Genomic DNA, 14,254 nt, shown 5'->3' on the forward strand with positions numbered 1-14,254 from the left:
GGATGGAGAAGTACAAGATCCTGGTCGCCCACGAGCGCCCCGTCATCGCCCGCGCGATCGCCAGGGTGCTCGCCGCGCAGGGCCTCGTCGCCGAGGTCGCCCGCGACGGCGACGCGGTCTGGCGCGCCCTCGAGAGCGACAGCTGGGACGGCCTCCTCCTCGACGTCGCCCTGCCCGGACCGCCGGTGCACCAGATCGTCGCCCTCGCCAAGACCGGCGTCCCCCTGGCCCTGCGCGCGGTCATCCTCCTCGCCTCCGTGTTCCGTCGCTCGAGCTACAAGCGCCGCCCGCAGCAGCTCTACGGCGCGGACAGCTACGTCGAGGGCCACCAGCTCGGCGCCGAGTTGTCGACCAAGCTGTGGCGCCTGCTCTCCCCCGACCCCGCCGGCCCCGGTGACATGGTCGAGGCCGAGGCGCTGCTCGTCGAGCTGCAGGCCGAGGCCGAGGCCGCCGCCGCCGCCGAGGTCGCCGAGGCCGCCACCGCAGCCACCGGCGCTACCGTTCAGCGCCCCCGCGATCCCGCCGCCGAGCTCGCCGATCTGCTCGTCGCCGACCTCCTGCTCCATGCCGGCGAGAAGCTCAGCGACGCCGACGCCGACGCGGCTGACCCCCCGCGCGCGAGCGACATCGCGGTCGTCCACGAGGTCCTCGCCGACGAGCTCGCCCAGGCGCGCGAGCTCCACAGCGCCGCCCTCGGCCCCGCGACGGCCGACGCCGACCCGATCGCCGCGGCCCTCGACCGCTTCCTGCGTCCGTCCGCGGACGAGCGAGGCGGCGCGTGGACCTGACACCCCAGCCCCTCCCGCCGGAGCTCGAGCGCCTGCTCGCTCGCTTCTCTGGCGAGAGCTGGCGCGAGCGCAAGCAGGCCGTCAAGGATCTTCAGGCCGCGCTCGAGCGCGTCCCCCCGACCCCGGAGGTGCTGGTCGCGCTGCTCGAGCGCCTGCTCGACGGCCTCACCTCGGAGTCCGTCCCGGCCCGCTCGACCTGCCACGAGATGCTCGTCCACCTCGGCAGCTCCGGCCTCGCCGGCGCGCTGCGACGCCTGCAGGCCGGCGGTCGCGGGGCCCGGATGTACGTCGACCTCCTGGCCGACATCGGCAAGCCCGAGCACGTCCCGCTGCTCGCCGTGGTCCTGCAGACCGCCACCGACGACAACGTCCGCGCCTCCGCGGCGGCCGCCCTCGGGGCGATCGGCGGGCCCGCGGCCGAGGCGGCCCTCAAGCAGGCCCTGGCGGACAGCTCCGACATGCTGCAGCTGTTCGCCCTCGACGCGCTGCGCTCGATCGGCGCCGCCCTCTCGGTCGATCTCCTGCTCCCGCGCATCGACAACGCCGTCACTCGCCGCGCCGCCACCTCGCTGCTCGGCCACAGCGCGACCCCGGAGGCGCTCGACCTCCTGGTCGCCCTCCTCCGCGACAGCATGGCCGGCGTGCGCGCGGCGGCGGCGGTCGCCCTCGTGACCCTCGACGCCGCCCTCGCCGACCAGGGCAAGCCCGACGCCGTCGCCGCGGCGCTCGCCGGCAGCATCGACGACGCCGTCCGTCAGCGCCAGCGCGAGCTCGTCGAGCACCGCCAGACGGAGGTCAAGATCGCCGCGCTCGAGCTGTGCCGCATGACCAAAGATGCAGGTGCCTTGAGACATGTCCTCTCGGCCATGTCGGACCCCGTCGTGCGTGAGCGGGCCGCCGGCTTCGTCACCGCCCTGGGCGCCGAGGCCGGCCCGGCCCTCATGGCGCTCGCACCGTCGGTCGGCGCGGCGACCCTCGGTGATCTCTTCGTCCTGATCGGCGCGCTCGGCCCCGAGGTCGGGCCGTCCGACGGGCCCCTCATCGCCGTCCTCGTCGCCGGCCTCGAGCACCCCGATCCAGCGACCGCCTGCGTCGCCGCTGGCGCGCTCGGCCGGGTCGGAGACGCCGCCGCCTTCGCGCCTCTGGTCGCGACGCTCGGCGCACCCGACCCGCTCGGAGAGGCCACCGCCGCTGCGCTCGTCGTCCTCACCGAACGCCACGGCCCCGCCGCACCCGCGGCCGCGGCCCTCCTGCGCGGCGCCACCACGGCCACCGGCACCCGCGCGCGCAACCTCTGTCGCGTCCTCGGGGCTCTCGGCCGCGGCGGCGACACCCGCTACGTGCCGCCGCTGGTCGCCCTCCTCGGCGCCCCCGAGCCGCTGGTCCGCGTCGCCGCAGCGCGGGCCCTCGGTCACATCGGTGGTGAGCACGAGGGCGTCACCGCGTTGTGCATGGTCCTCCACGACGGCGACGCCGGCGTGCGCGCGGCGGCCTGCCGCAGCCTCGGTCAGGTCGGCGCTGGCGCGGCCGTCCAGGCGCTGCTGGGCGCCACCACCGACGACAGCGCCCAGGTCCGCGCCGCCGCCGTGCACGCCCTCGTCAGCCTCGACAACCCCGTCGCGCTGGCTCGCCTCCGCGAGATCGTGCTCGCCGACAGCTCGCCGAGCGTCGTCATCCCCGCGATCGCCGGCCTCGGTCGCGGCGGCGGCGACCTCGACCTCACCCTCCTGATGAGCCTGTGCGGCTCCACCGATCACGAGGTCGCCAAGGCCGCCGCCCGCGGACTGGTCCGCTTCAGCGCCCACCGGGCCACCGCCGCCGTCCTCGGTCTGCTCGCGCACGATCGCTGGGACGTGCGCTGGGCCGCCGCCGAGGTGCTCGCCGAGCGCGGTGACCTCACCGCGCTCGCGCCGCTGCGACGCGTGCAGGCGCTCGAGCGCGACCCGCTGGTGCGGCAGGTCCTGGCCGGCGCGGTCGCTCGCCTCGAGGGCCTCGCGGCGGCCAGCGACTCGGAGCTCCCCGCGTGAGTGCCCCGCGTCCGCCCCTCGATCGCGGAGCCGTGCGCATCCGGATCTCGCCCGAGGAGACGCGCCTCCTGCAGGAGCTGATCCTCGAGCACTGCGGCGTCAACCTCGGCGTCGACGCCGGCTTCCTGTTCGAGCGTCGCCTCGGCGTCCGCCTCGAGGCCCTCTCGCTCGCGTCCTTCCGCGAGTACTTCCATTACCTCAGCTACGACCTCGACGGCCCCGCCGAGCTCGAGGACTGCATCGAGCGCATCACCACCCACGAGACCTACTTCTTCCGCGAGCAGTTCCAGCTCGACGCCTTCCGCCAGGAGATCATCCCGCAGCTCGTGCATGGCGACGCCGGGGGCCGCGGTCCCGCCGTGTGGAGCGCCGGCTGCTCGACGGGCGAGGAGGCCTACACGATCGCGATGTTGCTGGCCGAAGCCGCCCCCCAGGCCGCCAGCCTCGTGATCGGCAGCGACATCAGCCGCAAGGTCCTCGCCACCGCACAGCAGGGCGTCTACGGCCCCGCCAGCTTCCGCACCACCGACGACGCCGTGCGCGATCGTCAGTTCCTCCCCGCCGGCCCCGGCCTATGGCGCGTGCCCCCATCGATCCGTCGCATGTGCAGCTTCGTCCACCTCAACCTGCTGGAGGTCGCACGCTACGCCACGCTCGGCCGACTCGACGTGATTTTCTGCCGCAATGTCCTGATCTATTTGTCGGCTCCAGCCCGCCACCGCATCGTCGAGGCGTTCTACGATGCCCTTGTACCGGGCGGCTTCCTTCTCCTCGGTCACTCCGAGAGCCTGCTCAACGTCACGACCCGCTTCGACCTCGTGCACCTCACCAGCGACCTCGTGTACCGCCGCCCCGCGTGAGCGGGTCCTCGCCAACGCCTCTGCTCGCCATGGAAACCCTCGATCCCCCGCTGCGTGCGCCTGGCCAGAAGGTCCGCGTCCTCGTCGTCGACGACTCGGCCTACAACCGGCAGACGATCAGCGCGATGCTCGAGTCGGACCCCCAGATCGAGGTCATCGGCCGCGCCTCGAACGGCAAGGAGGCGCTGCGTCAGGCCTTCGATCTCCACCCGGACGCCATCACCCTCGACCTCGAGATGCCGGAGATGGACGGCTTCGCCTTCCTCCGCCTGTTGATGGCCAAGCGACCGGTCCCGGTGATCGTCATCTCCAGCCACAGTGAGCGCGACAACGTGTTTCGCGCGCTCGAGCTCGGCGCGATGGACTTCATCGCCAAGCCGGGTCGCCACATCGGCCCCGACCTGCGCATGATCCAGGACGACCTCGTGCTCAAGATCCGCACGGTCGCCCGCCTCAGCGTCGTGCGCCTGCTGGCCCGCGCCCAGGCGCTCGTCGAGCAGCGCTCCGATCGCAGCACCGGCGAGCTCCCGGCCTTCGACAGCGGCCGCTACGACGTCGGCGGCGGGACCCAGCCGCCGATGCTCGGGGTCCTCGGCATCGCCGCGTCGACCGGCGGACCGCCCGCGATCCAGCAGCTGCTGTGCGCCCTGCCGTCGACCTTGCCGCTGGCGATCGTCATCGCCCAGCACATGCCGGCTCGCTTCACCCGGGCCTTCGCCGCCCGCCTCGACAAGATCTGCGCGTTCCAGGTGGTCGAGGCCAGCGACGCCCAGGTGCTCAAGGCCGGCACCGTCTACATCGCCCCCGGCGCCGCCAACCTCGAGGTCGAGTCGTGCAACCCGCCCGGTGCGGCCCGCGTCCGCGTGCGACCACCGCGGCAGGGCGCCGCCATCGTCCCGTCCGGCGACATGCTGTTCAAGACCGCCGCCGACGTGTTCGGGCCCCGCTTCTGCGCTCTCGTGCTGACCGGGATGGGCTCCGACGGCCGCGAGGGCGCCGAGCTGGCGCGCCGCGCCGGTGCCACCGTGCTCGCCGAGGATCCGCGCACCGCCGTCATGCCCGGCATGCCCGGCTCCGCCATCGACGCCGGTGTCGTCGACCAGGTCCTCGCGCTCGAGGAGCTGCCCGTGGCGATCCAGCGCTTCGCCGACCACTGCCGCGGCCTGGCTGTCAGCTCCGGCGGGCCTGGCGGGCGCCATGACACCGGGCCTCGCGGCGATTCCGGCAGCTCCAGCGAACGTTGACCGGCTTCATGCTTTTCTGCACCCCGCGCGCCAGGGCCAGGATCGGGCGGCGCTGCGGCGTGATATCTTCGCCGAGATGCGCGTGCAGGACACGGGTCAGGGCGATCGGAGCTCCCGGCCCTTGGCTTCTCTCCAAGACTTCTTCGGCCGCGGCGAGGTGTTTGTCCGCCAGCTCATCGCCGAGAACCAGCGCCTGCGCAGCGAGCTCCACGAGGCCCACCCTGGCCGTGACGACCTCCCCGCGCAGCATTCCGCCTCGATCATCGAGGACCTCATGGCCCGCGTCGCCGAGCTCGAGGTGGCCGCCGCGGCGACTGAAGCTGCGGACGACGAGGACGACGACGACACCGACACCGACCCGTCCGACTCCGCTCGCGTCCTCGGCCTGACCGAGCGCGTCGAGCAGCTCGAGGACGAGAACTACCACCTCGCCTCGATGTACGTCGCCGGCTTGCAGTTCCACTCGGCGCGCACGCTCGCCGAGGTGCTGCAGACGGTCACGGAGATTCTGCTCAACTTCGTCGGCGTCGGCGCCTTCACCGTCTTCATGCTCGATGAGGAGCGCCAGATGTTGTTCGCCCTGGTGCGCGAAGGCGGCGACATCGAGGCCTGCGGCGAGGTGCCGGTCCACGGCGAGGCCGGCGCGTTGGGGCCCTTCGCCGCGATGATCCAGCGCGCCCGCCCATGGACCCGCGGAGATCCCGCATACGCGGACGACAACGCGATCCTGTATCTTCCCCTGGTCAGCAACCGCCGGCTCGTCGCGGTGCTGCGCCTGGAGGGCTTCCTGCCCCAGAAGCCAGGCTTCGACGACAACGACTTCAGCTTGCTGTCTATGATCTCCGAACACGCGGGCATCGCCATCGAGACGGCCTGGATCCGGGCCCACGCGAAGACAGTGCCGCTGCAACGACAGGCCGTGGAGCATCTGGTGGGCGCATGACGCAAGACAGCACAGAGACCACGAGACGGCTGCAGGCGCTGGTTGTCGAGGACAGCCCGCCGATGCGCAAGATGATCGTGTTCGCCCTGTCGCGGATCAAGGGCCTCGTGGTCGCCGAGGCCGATGACGGCGTCGACGCGCTGCGCCGCCTCGCCGGCACCAAGTACGACCTCATCATCACCGACATCAACATGCCGATCCTCGACGGCCTGAAGCTCGTCAAGCGCCTGCGCGCCGACGAGTCCTACATGCACGTCCCGATCATCATCATCACCACCGAGGGCGCCGCCGAGGACCGCCAGCGGGCGCTGGCGCTCGGCGCCAACGCGTACATCACCAAGCCGATCCAGGCCCCACAGGTGATCAAGCTGGTGAAGGAGATCCTCGGCATCGTCGACGACCCGCGCTAGCGGCTCGTGACTTGCTCAGGGCTCGACCATGGCTCGCCCCGCGCCCGGTCGCCGCGCTGCCCCGCCTCGCCCCGCACCTGTCTCGAAGGCCAGCCCCGGGGGCCTCGACGGCGCGATCGACGAGTACCTCATGCACCTCAAGGTCGAGCGGGGCCTGCGGCCCAACTCGCTCACCGCCTACGCCCAGGACCTGCGCGAGCTGGCCGCCTTCCTGGTCGCTCGCCTCGGTGACCCGGCCCCGCTCGCGCGCGTCGACCCGCCGCTGCTGCTCGCCTACCTGCAGGCGATCGCCCCGAAGCTCAAGGCCCGCAGCCAGGCCCGCCGCGTCGTCGCCCTGCGCGGCCTGTTCCGCTGGCTGCGCGAGGAGGGGCAGATCGCCGTCGACCCCAGCCAGGGCCTCGCCGCGCCGCGCCTGGCCCAGAAGCTCCCCGACCTGCTCGGCCGCGACGAGGTCCTGCGCCTGCTCGCCGCGCCCGGTAGCGACGGTCCGCTCGCGCTGCGCGACACGGCCCTGCTCGAGCTGCTCTACGCCAGCGGCTGCCGCATCTCCGAGGCGCTCGACCTCAGCCTCGATCGCCTCTACCTCGACCAGGCCGTGGTCCGGCTGATCGGCAAGGGCGACAAGATGCGCCTGTGCCCGATCGGCGGCCCCGCGGTCGCGGCCCTGCACGCCTGGCTGCGCGACGGCCGACCCGCGCTGGCTCGGGGCAAGCGCCCGAGCCCGCTGGTCTTCCTCAACAAGAGCGGCGCCCGCCTGTCACGCCAGGGCTTCTTCCAGAAGCTGCGCGAGCACGCGATCGCGGCCGGCATCACCCGTGACATCTCGCCGCACAAGCTCCGCCACAGCTTCGCCACCCACCTGCTCGAGGGCGGCGCTGACCTGCGCGCCGTGCAGACCCTGCTCGGCCACGCCGACATCGCCACGACCCAGATCTACACCCACGTCAGCGACGCCCAGCTGCGCAGCGCCCACCGCAAGCACCACCCGCGCGCCTGAGCTGCGCGGCCTGTCCCAAGGGACAGACCGCTGCGTCACGGGCAGCGCGGCGCGACGAAGCTGCCCTCGAGCTGCGGCTCGCTGAAGCTGAAGAAGCCGTCGACGTGGCACAGCCGGCCCGTCACGTTCTGGTCGTCGATCGCCAGGATCTCGAAGGTCGCGCCGAAGCTGCCGCCACCGAACGCGCAGTCGCTGTTGTTGCCGTTGACCGGGCCGGTCTCGCTGGCGCTGCCGGTCACGTCCTGCCCGAGCAGGTTGAACACGCCGGGCGACTGAAACTCGGGCGGAATGGCGATCGTCACGTCCCAGTGTTCGCCGCACGGGAGCGACGCCTGCGGGTCGACGCAGCTCGCCTTCTGGTCCGAGAGCCGCACGTACAGCGTGGCCGGGTCCGGCTCGCCGCCGCCGCTGCTGCCGCTGGTGCCCGTGGGGTTCGGCTGCGGGGGGATCTGCGACTTGAGATACGCGAGGGTCTCGACCCCGGCCAGCGGCGTGGCCATCCCCTCGCACGGCACCACGGGCGGCGGATCGCTGGTGTCGCCGGTGTCCAGCGAGGTCTGGCTGGTGGCGACGGTGGTCGCGCTGGTCGCCCCGGTGGTGGCGCTCGCGGTGCCCGGATCGCTGGTGGCGGTGGTCGTTGTGCCGGTCGCGGAGCCGGCCGATCCGCCGGAGCCGCTGTTGGTGGCCGACGCGGTACCTGGGCTGGTCGGGTCGCTGGCGCCGGTGGTCAGCTCCTCACCGGTGGTGGTCATGGTGCCGCTCGAGTCACCACCCTCGTCGTTGCCCATCTTGGGGCCGCAGGCGAGGCCAGCGGTGAGGCCAGTGGCGAGGCTGATGACGACGAGGGCGGGGAGTTTGTCGAGAAATGAAGCCATGGCGCCACGGAATAACATGGTGCCGCGGTATTGCGGTCACCTTCACCTGGCGCCTTCACCTGGCGCCTTCACTTGGAGAACGCGCGCCCGAGCTCGCGGCTCAGGCGACCGCTCTGCAGGCGGTTCTCGACCTCACCATAGGCGGCATAGAGGGCGGGGAGCAGGCTGGCGATGGCGACGACGGTGATGAAGAGAGACATGGTGGTTGCTTCCTCTGCCGGCCCCATTAGCGAGAAGCATGCCGGTCGCTTGTAGTACTCAACTATTTGAAATCAATGAATTCATGACACATGTCCGGCCTGGCTCGCGCTGGCAACTCGAGTTTCGTGGCCAGCAGCCCGAGCAGCCACCCCCGCTTGCGAACCTGGCTCTTGAGGCAGGTCATCAGCGCTTCGTCGCTTCGTTGACGGGCCCGGGCCGCTTCTCTACAGTCCCTCGCCGTGACGAAGACAAGCAGTGGCGTGGGATTGTTCCTGGCGGCGCTCTGCGCCTGTGTCACGCCGCAGGGCGGCACGACGAGCGACGCTGGCAGCAGCAGCGGCGGCGGCTCGGAGCCGACCACCGACGAGCCGCCCGACAGCGACGCGAGCGGCCCGATCCAGACCGTCACCAGCGACACCGACCCCGACCCGACGGGCTCGAGCACCGCGACCAGCGACGCCAGCAGCAGCAGCAGCGGCCATGGCGACACCACCACCGGCGACGCCTGCACCGGCATCGTCGACGCGCTCGCGCTGGCGCTCTCGGCCGACGCGCGCTGCCAGCTGCTGCTCGCCCTCGACGCCGACGCCGGCCTGGTCGGCTGGCACGCCGTCTGCGGCGCGGTCCCCCCGGCGGATGTCTACGACGCGAAGAGCGCCCTCACGGCGACGGCCTGCTGCGCCGACGGCATGTTCCTCCAGGATGTCAGCCCCTTCGTCGTCTACTTCGCCCCGGCGGACCCGGCCGAGGGCGGCGTGGCGATCGTCAGCAACCATCTCGGCGCCGTGGTCTTCGACGCCACCATCGGCATCGCCAATCCCGGGACGATCTCCGTGCCCGACACGTGGAGCCCCGTGGACATGCTCGGCGTCGGCGCAGGCTGCTCCGACCAGGGCGTCGATCTCACGGGCCTGCAGAGCTTCCACGCCGGGGACGGCGAGATACCCGTGGGCTTCGAGGCCAAGGTCGGCGAGGCGATCGACGCGACTGCGCTGCCCGCCGCGCTGGCCGGGGCCGCCACCATCGATCGCGCCGTGCTGCTCGGCTACGAGGACCACGACAAGGCCCCGAGCAGCTACCTCCTGCTGCTCGAGCTGCGCGCCACCTGACGCGCCAACGAGCCCACCCGAGGCGCCCCTGAAGCGCCACCTGGGGCGCCAGAGCGTCGGCACTCGCCCCCACCAGGCGAACGTGGACCGGCGCCGGTCTGGGACCCCGCCAGACGCCGATCCCCCGCGCGCGAAAGCTCCGCCGGGCGCGCATTTCATGTTATGTGGGAGCATGCAAACGCGCCTACTTACGCCATTCCTCGCCGCGCTCACGCTCGCCCCGATCGCCTGTGGTGACGACAAGGGCGGCTCGACCAGCAGCGAGACGGACGCCGCCGGCTCGACCACCGGCACGAGCCCGGCGACCACCGACGGTCCGACGCCGACGACCACCGACGGGCCGACGCCGTCGACCACCGACGAGCCGCCGCCGACCACCACCGTCGATCCAGACCCGACGACCACCGGCGACGGCACCACCGGCGAGCCGGCCGACTGCGCCGCTCCGGCCGACGCGGCCGACGAGGACGGCGACGGCGTGGCCAACATGGCCGACAACTGCCGCTGCGACGCCAACCCGAACCAGCTCGACTTCGACGGCAACTCGGTCGGCAACGTCTGCGACGTCCCGCTCAAGTTCACCATCGCCGACGGCACGCCGCCCGAGTTCAACAAGCTCGACACCACCGCCGAGGCCGAGAAGACCCTGAAGTGCAACTTCCCGGTGAGCCTCATCGTGCTAAACGGCGACGTGCAGGTGACCCTCGACGACGCCGGCACCGCCAAGATCTGGGCCGCCAAGCTCAACTTCGCCGACACCCCCGAGCTGACCTGCGACCTGACCCTCGTCAAGGTCAAGCTCAAGATCCAGCAGTTCTTCGCCGACGGCCCCGACAAATTCGTGGTCGGCTTCCCCTTCACCCTCCCCGATCACGACGCGGGCAGCATCAGCGGCCAGACCGACAGCCCGCAGAGCATCCTCGTCAGCGGCATCATCAACGTCACCGAGTCCAACAACGAGGGGCTCGCACCGACCGGCGAGAACCCGCTGGAGATGGTCCCCGGCGCCTTCCCGACCGGCCTCGCCTCGGTCGTCAACAAGGGCGAGCAGGTGTCGGTGGTCTTCGACGACAGCGACTCCATCGTTTTCATGCAGACCACGATGAGCGGCATCAACATCAAGCTCACCGGCCTCAAGGGCACCCTGCGCCTCAAGATGTGAGGTGCTACCCTGCGCGGGCTCCATGGCCGCCAGCTCCTCGCGCCCTGCACCTGCCGTCTCGTCCGGCGTCCCCCCGTCAGGCGGCCCGTCAGGCGGCTCGTCAGGACCTGTCCGTTCGGAGGCCGCGGAGGCGGTCGACACCGTCAAGCCCGTCGAGCGACTGCGCCGCGTGTTCCGCTACGCGCGGCCGTACCGCGGGCGCCTGACCATCGCCCTGGTCTGCCTCTTCATCGCCTCCGGCCTCGGCCTGGTCCACCCGTACTTCTTCGGTGAGCTCGCCGGCGCCGCCTTCACCAGCGGCGCCGTGACCGATCACAGCGCGGCCTACCGCGCGCTGGCCGAGAACTCCATCGCCCTGGTCCTGGTGTTCCTCGCCCAGGCCGTCTTCATCTTCTTTCGCCACTTCTACATGACCTGGATCGGCGAGCGGGTGGTCACCGACCTGCGCATCGACCTCTATCGCCACCTGGCGACGATGCCGCAGAGCTACTTCCACAGCACCCGCACCGGCGAGCTCATCTCCCGCCTCGCCGATGATGTCACCCGCCTGCAGAACACGGTCGGCCAGGACCTCAGCATCTTCCTGCGCAACGTGCTGATGCTGATCGGCGGCGTGGCGATCCTGTTCTACATGAACTGGCTGCTGACCGCGGCGATGCTCGCCGTCGTGCCGGCGCTGATGATCGCCGCCAACTATTGGAGCCGCATCATCCGCGAGATCAGCCGCCAGGCCCAGGACGAGCTGGCCCGCGCCTCCGGGGCGCTGCAAGAGGGCCTGTCCGCCATCGAGACCGTCCAGGCCTTCACCCGCGAGCGCTTCGAGGTCGACCGCTACGGCGCCGCGCTCGAGCGCACCTTCGGTCTGTTCATCCGCCGCACCCTGGCCCGCAGCTGGTTCGCGTCCGTGATCTCCTTCTTCGCCTTCGTCTCGATCGCCGGGGTGTTCTGGCTCGGCGGCAGCATGGTCATCGAGGGCACGATCACGGCCAGCAACCTGATGAGCTTCCTGCTCTATACGCTGATCGTCGCCGGCGCCGTCGGTGCCCTCGCCGAGCTGTTCGGCGGCCTCCAGTCGACCTTCGGCGCGACCGCCCGCATCTTCGAGATCCTCGACACGCCGCCCGACATCGCCGACCCGCCCGCGCCGGTCGCCACGCCGGCATTGCGCGGCGCGATCGAGTTCGCCGGCGTCTCCTTCACCTACCGCGACCGCGAGGTCCCCGTGGTCCAGGGCATCGACCTGCGCGTCGAGCCCGGTGAGGTGTGCGCCCTGGTCGGCCCCAGCGGCTCCGGCAAGACCACCCTCGGCCGCCTCGTCCTGCGCTTCTGGGACCCGAGCGAGGGCAGCGTCCGCCTCGACGGCCACGACCTGCGTACGCTCCGACTCGCCGACCTGCGCGGCGTGATGGCGATCGTCTCGCAGGACCCGGTGCTGTTCAGCGGGACGATCCGCGAGAACATCCGCTACGGCCGCCTCGACGCCAGCGACGCCGAGATCGAGGCCGCCGCGCGGGCGGCCAACGCCGACGGCTTCATCCGCGAATTCCCGGAGGGCTACGCCACCGTCGTCGGCGAGCGCGGCGTCAAGCTCAGCGGCGGCCAGCGCCAGCGCGTCTCGATCGCCCGCGCGATCCTCCGCGACCCGCGGGTGCTCATCCTCGACGAGGCCACCTCGGCGCTCGACAGCCAGAGCGAGCACCTCGTGCAGGAGGCGCTGGAGAAGCTGCAGAAGGGCCGCACCACCCTCGTCATCGCCCACCGCCTCAGCACCATCCGCGACGCCGATCGCATCGTCGTCCTCGACCACGGTCACATCGTTGAGGTCGGCCGCCACGAGGCCCTGATGGCCCAGCACGGCACCTACGCCCGCCTGGTCGCGCGCCAGGCCGCCGCCGCCGCGGACGAGATCACCAGCGCCAACGCCACCGTGGCGAGCGCCTGACCCCCCGCGCGGACCCAGGCCCCCGTGCCTCTGGATCCGGCCTGGATCCGATCCTGGGGGGCGTGTTACTCCTCGCGCCACCATGGCCAGCGCCGACGAGCCCCGCGAGAGCGAGCTGATGCAGAAGATCGTGTCCCTGTGCAAGCGCAGGGGCTTCGTGTTCCAGAGCTCCGAGATCTACGGCGGCCTGCGCTCGGCATACGACTACGGCCCGATGGGCGTCGAGCTCAAGCGCAACCTGATGAGCGAGTGGTGGCGCTTCATGGTCCACAGCCGCGAGGACGTGGTCGGCATCGACGCGTCGATCATCATGCACCCCGACGTGTGGAAGTCGAGCGGCCACCTCGCCAACTTCTCGGACCCGCTGGTCGACTGCAAGGTCTGTGGCGAGCGCTTCCGGGCTGACAAGGCGCCGAAGCTGGCTGAAGGCGCCGACGCCCCGATCACCCTCGCCGACAAGGGCCGCGCCAAGGCGGCCCTCGACAAGCTGGAGAGCCAGGGCGTCGCCCTGCGCCGCGACGGCGCCAGCCTGCTCGGCGCCAAGGCCGGCCCCGCCGGCTACGTGTGCAGCAACTGCGGCTCGCCCTTCCTCAGCGAGGAGCGCCGCTTCAACCTCATGTTCCGCACCACCCTCGGCCCGGTCGACCCGATCGGCGACATCGTCGGCATGGTCCGCAGCGCCATCGCCGAGGGCGCCGACGACAAGCAGCTGCGCGCCCGCGTCGAGGCCGCCATGGCCAGCAGCTCGGTCTACCTCCGCCCCGAGACCGCCCAGGCGATGTTCGTGCAATTCATGAACACCCAGCAGAGCACCGGCATCAAGGTGCCCTTCGGCATCGCCCAGATGGGCAAGAGCTTCCGCAACGAGGTCACCGCCGAGCACTTCATCTTCCGCTCCTGCGAGTTCGAGCAGATGGAGTGCGAATACTTCGTGCCGCCCGGCGAGGGCCCGAAGTACCTCGAGTACTGGAAGGAGCAGCGCATGAAGTGGTGGCGCGGCCTCGGCATCGCCGCCGACAACCTGCGCTTCCGGGCCCACGACGCCGACGAGCTCGCCCACTACAGCGACGGCTGCTTCGACGTCGAGTACCAGTTCCCGTGGGGCTGGGACGAGCTCGAGGGCATCGCCAGCCGCACCGACTACGACCTCAAGGCCCACGCCGCCGGCAGCAACAAGAAGCTCACCTACTTTGACCCCGAGGCGATCGACCCCACGACCGGCAAGCCCGGCTGGCACTACGTGCCGCACGTGGTCGAGCCCGCGGCCGGGGCCACCCGCGGCGTGCTCGCGGTGCTGTGCGACGCCTACGCCGAGGAGGCCGGCGACGCCGAGGGCAAGGGGGCGCGCACCGTGCTGCGGCTGCACCCGCGCCTGGCCCCGATCAAGGCCGCGATCTTGCCGCTGGTCAAGCGCGACGGCATGCCAGAGATCGCCCGCCGCATCGCCGATCAGTTCTTCAGCGCCGGCGTCAACGCCAAGTACGACGAGCAGCACGCGATCGGCAAGCGCTACGCCCGGCACGACGAGATCGGCACGCCCTACTGCCTCACCGTCGACACCCAGACCCTCAGCGACGACACTGTCACGATCCGCCACCGCGACGATCGTCGCCAGGAGCGCATCAAGGTGCAGGAGGCCGTCGACGTGGTTCAGCGCGCCCTCAAGGCCTGAATCTCCGCGATCGCCCATCAACCA

At 71.5% G+C, this 14,254-nt stretch carries 13 protein-coding genes; 11 read left to right on the forward strand and 2 right to left on the reverse strand.

All coding sequences use genetic code 11. The features are described from left to right. Positions 1–2: 2 nt before the first annotated feature. The 7 genes from IPJ59_RS21780 to IPJ59_RS21810 all read left to right on the forward strand — a co-directional run bounded on the left by IPJ59_RS21780 (position 3) and on the right by IPJ59_RS21810 (position 7,269). Entirely contained in the window at positions 3–788 is a 786-nt protein-coding gene (locus IPJ59_RS21780) for a response regulator transcription factor (protein WP_293251335.1), read from the forward strand. Next, positions 779–2,815, forward strand: a complete 2,037-nt coding sequence (locus tag IPJ59_RS21785) for a HEAT repeat domain-containing protein (protein ID WP_293273150.1) — start codon at positions 779–781, stop codon at positions 2,813–2,815. Before IPJ59_RS21780 ends, IPJ59_RS21785 begins: the two co-directional genes overlap by 10 nt. Positions 2,816–2,847: 32 nt before the next feature. Then, on the forward strand, positions 2,848–3,675 hold the full coding sequence (locus IPJ59_RS21790) for a CheR family methyltransferase (protein WP_293273151.1): 828 nt from the start codon (positions 2,848–2,850) through the stop codon (positions 3,673–3,675). Between the two features lie 29 nt (positions 3,676–3,704). After that, the gene (cheB, locus tag IPJ59_RS21795) at positions 3,705–4,919 is read left to right on the forward strand and encodes a chemotaxis-specific protein-glutamate methyltransferase CheB (protein WP_293251341.1); all 1,215 of its coding nucleotides are present in this window, start codon (positions 3,705–3,707) and stop codon (positions 4,917–4,919) included. Positions 4,920–5,040: 121 nt separating this feature from the next. Beyond that, positions 5,041–5,862, forward strand: coding sequence for a GAF domain-containing protein (locus tag IPJ59_RS21800; RefSeq protein WP_293251343.1), 822 nt, complete (start codon positions 5,041–5,043; stop codon positions 5,860–5,862). Further along, positions 5,859–6,272: a response regulator gene (locus IPJ59_RS21805; protein ID WP_293251345.1), complete on the forward strand. Its 414-nt coding sequence runs from the start codon at positions 5,859–5,861 to the stop codon at positions 6,270–6,272. Before IPJ59_RS21800 ends, IPJ59_RS21805 begins: the two co-directional genes overlap by 4 nt. Positions 6,273–6,300: 28 nt before the next feature. Continuing rightward, complete coding sequence (locus IPJ59_RS21810; protein WP_293251347.1) at positions 6,301–7,269, forward strand: site-specific tyrosine recombinase; 969 nt, start codon at positions 6,301–6,303, stop codon at positions 7,267–7,269. Between the two features lie 35 nt (positions 7,270–7,304). Here IPJ59_RS21810 and IPJ59_RS21815 read toward each other — a convergent pair whose 3' ends face one another. Together IPJ59_RS21815 and IPJ59_RS21820 are read right to left on the reverse strand one after the other, a co-directional pair. Further along, positions 7,305–8,144, reverse strand: a complete 840-nt coding sequence (locus IPJ59_RS21815) for a hypothetical protein (RefSeq protein ID WP_293251348.1) — start codon at positions 8,142–8,144, stop codon at positions 7,305–7,307. Positions 8,145–8,212: 68 nt separating this feature from the next. Further along, complete coding sequence (locus tag IPJ59_RS21820) at positions 8,213–8,344, reverse strand: hypothetical protein (RefSeq protein WP_293251350.1); 132 nt, start codon at positions 8,342–8,344, stop codon at positions 8,213–8,215. A gap of 240 nt (positions 8,345–8,584) precedes the next feature. Between IPJ59_RS21820 and IPJ59_RS21825 the strand changes: the two genes are divergently transcribed. The 4 genes from IPJ59_RS21825 (at position 8,585) to IPJ59_RS21840 (ending at position 14,230) form a co-directional block, all read left to right on the forward strand. Further along, on the forward strand, positions 8,585–9,454 hold the full coding sequence (locus IPJ59_RS21825; RefSeq protein ID WP_293251352.1) for a hypothetical protein: 870 nt from the start codon (positions 8,585–8,587) through the stop codon (positions 9,452–9,454). Between the two features lie 172 nt (positions 9,455–9,626). Then, entirely contained in the window at positions 9,627–10,616 is a 990-nt protein-coding gene (locus IPJ59_RS21830) for a hypothetical protein (RefSeq protein ID WP_293251354.1), read from the forward strand. A 22-nt stretch (positions 10,617–10,638) separates the two neighbouring features. Next, positions 10,639–12,558, forward strand: a complete 1,920-nt coding sequence (locus IPJ59_RS21835) for an ABC transporter ATP-binding protein (RefSeq protein WP_293273152.1) — start codon at positions 10,639–10,641, stop codon at positions 12,556–12,558. Between the two features lie 82 nt (positions 12,559–12,640). Continuing rightward, positions 12,641–14,230, forward strand: coding sequence for a glycine--tRNA ligase (locus IPJ59_RS21840; protein WP_293251358.1), 1,590 nt, complete (start codon positions 12,641–12,643; stop codon positions 14,228–14,230). The last annotated feature ends 24 nt before the right edge of the window (positions 14,231–14,254 follow it).

Origin of the sequence: Nannocystis sp. (assembly GCF_016714285.1) — a bacterium.
Lineage (GTDB): Bacteria > Myxococcota_A > Polyangia > Nannocystales > Nannocystaceae > Nannocystis.

Bases quoted from the DNA above. Each gene is read 5' to 3' on its own strand.
- IPJ59_RS21780 (WP_293251335.1), top strand. From the start codon at position 3: ATGGAGAAGTACAAGATCCTGGTCGCCCACGAGCGCCCCGTCATCGCC.
- cheB (WP_293251341.1), top strand. From the start codon at position 3,705: ATGGAAACCCTCGATCCCCCGCTGCGTGCGCCTGGCCAGAAGGTCCGC.
- IPJ59_RS21805 (WP_293251345.1), top strand. From the start codon at position 5,859: ATGACGCAAGACAGCACAGAGACCACGAGACGGCTGCAGGCGCTGGTT.
- IPJ59_RS21810 (WP_293251347.1), top strand. From the start codon at position 6,301: ATGGCTCGCCCCGCGCCCGGTCGCCGCGCTGCCCCGCCTCGCCCCGCA.
- IPJ59_RS21815 (WP_293251348.1), bottom strand. From the start codon at position 8,144: ATGGCTTCATTTCTCGACAAACTCCCCGCCCTCGTCGTCATCAGCCTC.
- IPJ59_RS21820 (WP_293251350.1), bottom strand. From the start codon at position 8,344: ATGTCTCTCTTCATCACCGTCGTCGCCATCGCCAGCCTGCTCCCCGCC.
- IPJ59_RS21830 (WP_293251354.1), top strand. From the start codon at position 9,627: ATGCAAACGCGCCTACTTACGCCATTCCTCGCCGCGCTCACGCTCGCC.
- IPJ59_RS21835 (WP_293273152.1), top strand. From the start codon at position 10,639: ATGGCCGCCAGCTCCTCGCGCCCTGCACCTGCCGTCTCGTCCGGCGTC.
- IPJ59_RS21840 (WP_293251358.1), top strand. From the start codon at position 12,641: ATGGCCAGCGCCGACGAGCCCCGCGAGAGCGAGCTGATGCAGAAGATC.